An 8,825-nucleotide genomic window follows, 5' to 3' on the forward strand; every position below is an offset into this window, starting at 1 on the left:
ATGTTACGAAGCCTTACCGTAAAAGGCCTTACGGTCTCTGCCGTAGAAAAAGTCACATTGGGCATGATCGTAAAAGGCCGCAGGTCAGGGGTGGTCGCTGCCGCGCTGGTCCCAAATGTGAATGCTGTATAATTATCAGGTGTAACGCCGTTTGCGGTTATCGTACCAGTCGTAGCCAGTGCACCGGTTGTTCCTCCTGCGTTACCCAGGCTTTCCCATTTAGCAGTGGTTGTATTGTAGCCTACTACTACCAAATTGGCAATCGTTCCCGAGGTCAAAACGGATAAGTTGCTGGCTGCGTCCCAGGTAAGTGTGAGATTTACCGACGATGCTCCATCCACATCCCAATACTCAAGACTGCTTACTGCACTAACTCCGGTCCCCAGATTGCTTATGGGAAATGGTGCGCCTGCCGGCAATGTAGCCGCATTCGGATTCTCAAACCAATAAGCTGCCTTAAAATTGGATGCCGTTGCCGGGGCAGATATTCCGGCAGTACGGAGTTTGGCACCGTTACCTATGGGAAATGTAAAGGCGGTATTGCCGGCTTTCTCGGCATACCCGTCAATATGGGAGCCATCGGATGGCCCCGAGTATGCCGACCCATCGGTAAAGTACACGTTATCAGTTGGTGAGCTTCGGGGTGTAACCAGGTATCCGCTGTTGAATAACAACGATCCATACACTCCATAGTGGCCGCCAGCATGGACCTGGCTGGTACTATGCACACCGCTTCCCTGGCTGTAAGCGCCTGTCCAGGCGCACACCATTAAAAGTAGGACATATAGTTTTTTCATACTTCGTTCATTTAATACGCTTTTAGAATTTGGCCTCACTGCCTAGTGAGTTTTCAGGGTCAAACGAAGTGGCTTAGTTTTCGACCAGAACTACAAAGTCCATGAGAAGTTGCTGCGATGTTCCGGCATATTCCTGGCAAAATATGGTGAAGTCAGTGGGGTTTTTACCTACGATCATCGGAGGCGTGATGTCGTTGTCCAAATCTGCCTGGTTTCCGGGTTGTGCCTGATTCGAGCTGGATCTCGGCGTCAGTATGACAAAGTAGGTTTTGCCAGCTGGTACCGGGGTAGTGAAAGTCACTTTCCACGATGCGGAACCCGTAGTCGTGTTCCATCCTCCGCCCCATGCCACACCTGAAACTCCTTTTGATCCAGGTAAAACGGTGTGGTTACCGTCGGAAGTTCCGGTTACATCGCCCAGGTAAAGGCTACCCGCTGCATAGATTGACAGATTAAACGATCCCGCAGTTTGCTGGAAGCGGCGCCACATAGTGCCATCCCAATAGACAAAGCCTTTTCCGGATGTCGTGTTGGTATTGTATACAAGCAGACCTTCGGTGGGACTGGTAACAGGTGCCGCCTGAGTCAGATCGGGAATACTTAGACGCGGGGGCAAAAGGCCCTTTGTAGCGCTCTCAACTTCCAGGACAGAACTGGAATTAATAGTACCCGGGTTATCTCCAACTTTTACTTGTGCGTAAATCGCAGTGGAGCTGGTCAGCAATACTCCGAGAAAGAGTTTCGAAAAAAGTCTAGATGTGTTCATCGAATTTGGATTTGGTTTGAAAAATTGTTTTATTTTTAATTAAAATGTAAGAGGTTGATTGCGAACAAATATTTATGCAATGTTTAACTGGAATAAAAACTAGTATTTTTGACTAGTTTGATATTATCAGTCAGATCATTGATGTCTTGTTTTTACAAATATTGGTGCTAAAATCGAATTGAAACCAGACACTTTTGGGCACGTTTGAGACGACTTTTGGTACTTATTAGAGCGGAGAGTTTTGAATTAGATAATAATCAGATAATGGTGACATTTTGGGGGAGGCCATACAAGTTTTGTTCTGAATAGAAGCTTTGATTTAAATTAAAAAGACTGCCTCGCGTAATACGAGGCAGTCTTTTTAATAAATCGGAAATAGAAGAGGAACTGAATGCGATTATTGAAATAAACCTATGGTTTGTGAAACCAATCGCACACGGTAGTTTGAACCAGAACACCCGTTACAAGGTTGCACGGTAAACTTAACCAGGTCGCCGGTAAAGAGTTTGACGGTGAGGGTGTTGCCCAGGCTATAAGTACGATTGCCATTGACACTGCCTGTATTATTGGCAATTCTTGATTCTGGCACCCCTGTTGAAAAGGATGTTATTACTATACTCGAATTGAAATTCCCGGCTCCGGAACCTACAAGATCGACCATGAAATTCTGAGCGATATTATAGTAGCCGTCGACTGGAACGGTAAAGACACCGCCCGTATTTGCGTTGAATGTATCAAATGTCTCTGTCGCATTGAGGTCGCTTCCAGGAAGATTATTTACATAATTAAAAGGTCCTGGCGAGTAACCCGCCCAAACTAATGAAAACCCCCCGGAGCCGGATTGTACCGATGAACTTACCCAGCCGAATCCGTCCCAATAGTATTCACCAATGCCAGCGGCCGGATATGCTTTTCCATTTGAAGCTATACCTGAGGCAATGGCACTGCTGGTATTGAAAACATGCATTCCTATCGAACTTGCGTCTGTACCCACGCCGGTGATGGGTGCAAACGTGGTGGTACTTGTGAGTGCGACTTGCGGCATTCTTAATCCCTTATCGGTGCTTTCGATTTCCAGTGCCGATCCCGGCGCAATGTTGGTCGGGTTATCGCCTATTTTTACCTGCGCGACAGAAATGCTCTGGAACCCGATTAAAATCGCTGCAATAGCGAGGATGTTTTTGTAAGTTGAATTCATAATTAATTGTTTTTGTGAGATAAGAAAGGTGTAGTTTAATTTTTGAACACCTGAATGTTCAGGTTGTTGTTGCCATTGTCTGCCACTACTTCCCCGCCCGATAGGTCAGGGATGAAAGCCCTAAATGGATAGCCTCCGGGCGCAGCCGCGGGAATGGTCAGGTTGGCCGTAATGCTACTCCCCAGTGGCGAGGCGGCGATATCACTGTTGGTGGTCAGCGTGTAGTAAGTACCCGAGTTGGTGATGGTCCATTCGGTGGCCGAAGCGCCAGTGTGGGCAATGATGGAAGTAGGTGTCGGCTTGTAGATACGTATGGTGATTAGATCAGAGGCAATGGTTCCTGCGCGCATGTTTCTGACGCGTACGGTAAATGGCCTAACCGTTTCAGTATTCGAGAAAGTCACATTGGCCATGATGATGAATGGCCGCAGGTCGGGCGTGGTGGCTAGCTCCTGCGTGGAGCCAATTGCGATCTAAGTGATAGCCGCACCAGCCGGTACGACGCCGGTCAGCGTGCTGTTCTCAACTACGCCTGTCGCATTGGCCGATCCGCTCAAATCGAGCCATTGGGAGCCGTCCCATCCAGCGAGCCTGAGGTTTGCCGCTGTGGATTCGAAAGCGGCAACGCCGGGGATCGATACGGTCACGTCCAGGTCGCTGGTGGAGGGTGTGACGGCAACCCAATCCCAACTGCCGGAGGCAAATACACGTTTGATGGAAGGGTAGGGGGTGGTAGGGGCCTCGCCCAGGTCCGGGGCGTAGGCTACGCTAATGTGTGAAGCTGCATCTAATGGTGCCGAAATTTGAAGCGTTCTCAGATCATTAGCATTACCGATCGGGAACTTGAAGCTGGTATTACCGATCTTGGAAACATACCCGTCCACATGCTGTGCATCTGTGAGCCCTCCCGTGTAGGACGCGCCTGCCTGGAACCTGAGTGCGCCGGTGGCGGTGTTGGCGCGCACGGTGGTGGTGATCCCGTTTTCGAAAGAAGCAGCGACAAACACGTTGGCTCCTGCGGTGTTGGTGATATTGAATGTACTTGCCGCCCCATTTTTCAGGGCCAGCGTAGCGAAGTTGGGTGCTACGCTGCCGCTTATTCCCTGTACGCCTGCCGCGCCTAGCGGCCCGTTGAAATTGTCGGTGCTTCCGCCTGCGCTGCTGGCATTGTAGGTATTATTGACGCGAGGCGAGTTGGCATCAATTTCATAGTGCTGGAAGACTGCGCACGAGGAGGCATTGTAAGTTCCGGAAGCGGTGGCGGTTACAGCCGTGTAGGCCCCACGGTTGCTGACCGCGCCATAGATATTGAAATTGCCACGGTCGATGACCAGCTGTGCATGGGCCAGTTGGCTTCCCAACAGCAATACCATGCCAGCCATCAGGCTGATGGATTCTTTTTTCATTTGGAAGTTGATTATGTTAACGATTTCTGATAGTTCGGTGCCTGGCCTGTTCGCAAGGCCGTTAGTGAATTAGTTATTCGCGTACAGTTACAAATCTCGTAAAACTAATTTGTAGCTAATGAGACGTTTAGGGGTGTATTCGAGGCGACTTTTGGTGTCACAGGGTCAGATAATTGGTAGGTCCGCTGTGGACGTAAATCAAAACAGCCCGGCAGGAATCTGCCGGGCTGTCGGTCTTAAAGTACTAGAAAAGGCATTGATTGTCAACTAAAACTTATCTTGCAATAACCAGCTTTTGTGTGTTAAGTGCCCCGTTCAGGTCGGTGATTTTCAAAAGGTAAGCACCTGGTGCCAGCTTTTTGATATCGATACCCTCGGTAGAAACAGCGGCGGATTGATAAACAGAGATCCCGTTGTGACTAAGGATTTCGACGTTTTTGACCGAAGCTGGTGCAATGCCGTCGAGTTTGACGAATTCGGCCGCCGGATTGGGGTAAAGGGCGATTACCCTGCCCTCTGTGGTGACCCGCCGGATGACGCTATACGCGAAAGTGTTGTCTTGATCCACCATTTTCAACCGGTACAGGTTTTGACCAGGCATGGGCTCGTCGTCAGGGAACGAGTAGTTCTGTAAAGTCGAGCTTTCCCTGTGCGAGGGAACTGAACCTATTTTATCCCACTGTTTTCCATTGGCGCTTCGTTCGATCTCGAATCGGTCACTGTTGGTTTCTTCACTGGTCGCCCAGTATAACAGGGCGGTTTTACCTTCTTTTGCCGCCGAGAATGAGATCAGTGTCACAGGCAGGTTGATGTCAGTGACACCGACAGAAGAGACTGTTGTATTGAATAGTCCGTCATCTGTCCAGTCGCCTCCGATGTTAAATACCTGTGTACCGACCGATGCGGCAGGATCAGACCTGGCAGCGATGGCCCTGACCGGGATCTCAAAATAGGGGTCTTCTGTGGTCCAGTCAGTGGAATTGTAGAAAGTCAGGTTGGTGGGTGTGGAAGTGGGGTCCATTTCCCATCCTGGTGGTATGGTGAATGCTTCTCCTGTCCATGGGACCTCCGGTGCGAGGGCGATGGTAAGCTGTGCGGTGTATGGTGGAATTACACCGGACGTTTTTCCAGCAGAGGAGTAAAAAATCCCGCGCGCTGCCGGTACGTTTCCATAACCCGGAAAGGTTCCCGGGTCATAGTTGCCATACCCGGCGTTGATGTCGATTTGCTGCGCGCGGCTTTCTTCCGAGACAAACAGGGAAAGTCCAAGAAGCGCTAATCCTAGGTAGTAGTTTGTTTTCTTCATGATTCACGAGTTTAATGCTGATCAGGCCTTTTGCTTAATTTTTGAAGATTTGTATGATCAGGTTGTTATTGGAATTGTCGGCGACCACCTCTCCTCCGGACAAGTCTGGAATGAAGGCCCTGAAACCATAACCTCCCGTACCGGTAGCTGCTGGGATGGTCAGGTTGGCAGTGATGCTATTACCCAGCGGTGTCGAAGCAGCGATGTCGCTATTGGTAGTGAGCGTATAGTAGGTACCCGAGTTGGTGATCGTCCATTCGGTAGCCGAAGCGCCGTTGAGGGCAATGGTCGAGGTAGGGGTTGGCTTATAGATTCGTACGGTGATAGGATCAGAAGCAATGGTTCCTGCGCGCATGTTTCTGACGCGTACAGTAAATGGCCTGACCGTTTCGGTGTTGGAGAAGGTGACATTGCTCATAATGATAAACGGCCGCAGGTCGGGGGTGGTGGCTAGCTCTTGCGTAGAGCCGATGGCGATCTGTGTGATGGCCGCACCAGCCGGTACGACACCGGTCAGTGTACTGTTCTCCACTGTGCCTGTTGCATTTGCAGCCCCGCTCAAATCGAGCCATTGGGAGCCATCCCATCCAACGAGCCTGAGGTTTGCGGCCGTGGACTCGAACCCGGAGACATTGGGGATCGATACGGTAACATCCAGGTCATTGGTAGCGGGTGTAACGGCAACCCAGTCCCAACTACCGAAGGTGTATACACGTTTAATGGAAGGCGACGGGGTGTTAGGCGCCTCGCCCAGGTCCGGGGCGTAGGCTACGCTAATGTGCGCGGCATTTGCAGGCGCAGAGATCCGCAATGTTCTCAGATCGGAGCTGTTTCCTACCGGGAATATAAAGGTGCTATTGCCGATCTTGGAAACATATCCGTCTACGTGCTGGGCGTCGGTGAGCCCGCCTGTGTAAGTAGCCCCTGCCTGGAACCTGAGCGCGCCATTGGTGGTGTTGGCGCGTACGGTAGTAGTGATCCCGTTTTCGAAGGAAGCAATGACAAATACGTTGGCGCCGGCGGTGTTGGTGATATTAAATGCGCTGGCCGCTCCATTTTTCAAGGCTAATGTAGAAAAGTTGGGCGCGACACTGCCGCTGATCCCCTGCACACCTGCTACTCCTGCCGGGCCGTTGAAATTGTCTGTGCTTCCGCCGGTGCCGTTGGCATTATAGCTGTTATTGACACGCAGCGAGTTGGCATCTGTCTCATAATGGTTAAAAACGGCGCCTGATGAAGCCGTGTAAGCGGCTGGCGCGGTGGCTGTAACAGCTGTGTATATCCCGCGGTTACTGGCTGAGCCATAGTTATTAAAAGTGGCCCCGTCGATGACAAGCTGCGCATGGGCTAGTTGGTTCCCCAACAGTAACGCCATACCTGCCATCAGGCTGATGTATTCTTTTTTCATCGTGAAAGCTGTTTAAATGAAGACTGTATCTTACAACTCTCCGACTAGTTCAAGTAGGTTACATCCAAATTGGAAGAAATAGTACCACAAATTTGGTAGGCACTGGCAGGAGCACCGTTGTTATACCATCTGGTTGCCCTTACATCGAAGGTGTGGTTTCCTGCGGTAACGGTGCGAACACCGGACAAAGTCAATTCGAAGTGACCGCTCACTTCGGTCTGGATGATAATAAAGATGCCGCTGGCCACTCCATCGATATATATCTCAAAGCGGTTAAACGGGCTGTAACCTGTCCATGCAGACACGTCGTCAACACCAAGTACGTAGTTGATAAATGCGGCTTTTTGACTGGGGAAATTGATGACATTGGTCGTATTCGAAACCGTTGTATAAGATCCTTCCGTCACGCCGAAAAAGGCGCTTGGCTGCGCACCGTTTCCAATAGGTACTGCATAAGAGGCCGATTGTGTAGCGGTGCTCGCACCCGATCCCACAGGGGCCTTCCAGCTGGCGATACCCGCCGCGTCCGAGGTCAATACTTTTCCGGCGCCCTGAGTACCATCCTGGATGGCTACATTGCCTACCACGTGCAATTTGGCAGCAGGAGTGGTCGTTCCGATCCCTACATTTTGCGCCATAGCAGCACAGGCACTTAGGCCGATCATCACTCCAAGTAAGTAGACTTTCTTTTTCATTTAGATTTTAAGTTTTGATAAAAGAAATAATTAAACGGTGCACTGCCCGAGTGCGCAAGTCGGTCAAGCGGGCAGTGCATCGTTACAGGAAAGAGTCAGCGTATCTCAGTTTGCAAATCGAACTCTTTCCAGGTGAATGGTTGTATACTATTCACAAAGGTCGTTTGCACAATTGGATTGTTTTGAGACGCTTTTTTGTATTTTTGAGGTAACTTTTGGGGTGCTGAGGGGAATAAAAATGGTAGTTGTTTGCCCAGAAAATTTGCGCTCGCTGGGCCCTACAGGACAGCGGCTTTCTGTGCCAGCTCGATTCTGTCTGCTACGTTCATTTTAAGGCAGATCCGCTTCTTATACGTGCTGACAGTATTGCATTTTAGTTTGAGGGTGTAGGCGATTTCCTTGGTGCTTTTTCCTTGGGCTACTTCCCGCATCACCATCAATTCTCTGGGCGATAGCTTTTCGACAGATTCGATGTCTTCCAGGCGGTGCGAAGATTTATTTTTGATCAGGGAAGCTTGCAACTCCATGTTCAGATATTTCCCTCCTGCCGCGATTCGCTCGATGGCATTTTGCAGCTCGGGAATTTTAGCATTTTTCATAATGAACCCGTCCGCACCGGCTCTCAGAACCGGAAGTGCGTACAGCCTTTCTGCTAATCCCGAATAAAGCAGGATGGAAACATCGGTCCGAACGGCTTTTATGGTTTCTACAATATCAGCAACGACCCGGTTGCCAATTTTCAATTCGCTGATAACTACCTGAATGTCGGCATTGCTTTCCAGGATAGAAAGGGCCGACTCCACACAACTGGCTTCATAAAGGTAATAGTGCTTGGAAACCGTTTCAAGCATTGCGCGCATGCCTGTGCGTAGCATCGTCTGATCATCGATAATTAATATGTTCAACATCGTGGAAGGGGGGGTATGTTGAAAAAAACCTTTACTACCGCTCTTGCGGTGCTTAAGGAAAATGACACGGGTAGCGCCGGGTTATTTGGATCGGGGAGATTGAAAGCCTTTAAGCAGTCTGATAATGATCGGGGCGAGTCTGTCGGGCAACAGTTTATTTGTCAAGAAACAGCTCGGCGATAATTTGCCGAGCTGTAAAAAAAACACTACGATAAATTAGGCATTGGGTAATTCAGCTATTTAACGATAACCAACTTTTGTGTGTTTAGTGCCCCGTTCAGGTCGGTGATTTTCAAAAGATAAGCACCTGGTGCCAGCTTTTTGACATCGATACCCTCGGT

The 8,825-nt window shown here is 49.8% G+C and carries 8 protein-coding genes and 1 pseudogene; all 9 read right to left on the reverse strand.

What is annotated here, in order from left to right:
- Window positions 1–797, reverse strand: a pseudogene (locus BMW93_RS34925) (hypothetical protein); the annotation flags it as partial.
- Between the two features lie 73 nt (window positions 798–870).
- Window positions 871–1,563: a hypothetical protein gene (locus BMW93_RS34930; protein WP_090387443.1), complete on the reverse strand. Its 693-nt coding sequence runs from the start codon at window positions 1,561–1,563 to the stop codon at window positions 871–873.
- A gap of 397 nt (window positions 1,564–1,960) precedes the next feature.
- Window positions 1,961–2,761, reverse strand: a complete 801-nt coding sequence (locus BMW93_RS34935; RefSeq protein WP_090387446.1) for a hypothetical protein — start codon at window positions 2,759–2,761, stop codon at window positions 1,961–1,963.
- 35 nt (window positions 2,762–2,796) lie between these two features.
- Window positions 2,797–3,174: a hypothetical protein gene (locus tag BMW93_RS34940; protein ID WP_143061803.1), complete on the reverse strand. Its 378-nt coding sequence runs from the start codon at window positions 3,172–3,174 to the stop codon at window positions 2,797–2,799.
- 60 nt (window positions 3,175–3,234) lie between these two features.
- Entirely contained in the window at window positions 3,235–4,167 is a 933-nt protein-coding gene (locus BMW93_RS34945; protein WP_090387450.1) for a hypothetical protein, read from the reverse strand.
- 274 nt (window positions 4,168–4,441) lie between these two features.
- Window positions 4,442–5,473: a T9SS type A sorting domain-containing protein gene (locus BMW93_RS34950; protein WP_090387452.1), complete on the reverse strand. Its 1,032-nt coding sequence runs from the start codon at window positions 5,471–5,473 to the stop codon at window positions 4,442–4,444.
- A gap of 34 nt (window positions 5,474–5,507) precedes the next feature.
- Window positions 5,508–6,881, reverse strand: a complete 1,374-nt coding sequence (locus BMW93_RS34955) for a hypothetical protein (RefSeq protein WP_090387454.1) — start codon at window positions 6,879–6,881, stop codon at window positions 5,508–5,510.
- A gap of 44 nt (window positions 6,882–6,925) precedes the next feature.
- The gene (locus tag BMW93_RS34960) at window positions 6,926–7,576 is read right to left on the reverse strand and encodes a hypothetical protein (protein ID WP_090387456.1); all 651 of its coding nucleotides are present in this window, start codon (window positions 7,574–7,576) and stop codon (window positions 6,926–6,928) included.
- A gap of 278 nt (window positions 7,577–7,854) precedes the next feature.
- The gene (locus BMW93_RS34965; protein ID WP_090387458.1) at window positions 7,855–8,484 is read right to left on the reverse strand and encodes a response regulator transcription factor; all 630 of its coding nucleotides are present in this window, start codon (window positions 8,482–8,484) and stop codon (window positions 7,855–7,857) included.
- Window positions 8,485–8,825: the final 341 nt, after the last annotated feature.

The sequence above is a fragment of the Dyadobacter sp. SG02 genome (assembly GCF_900109045.1).
Classification (GTDB): domain Bacteria; phylum Bacteroidota; class Bacteroidia; order Cytophagales; family Spirosomataceae; genus Dyadobacter.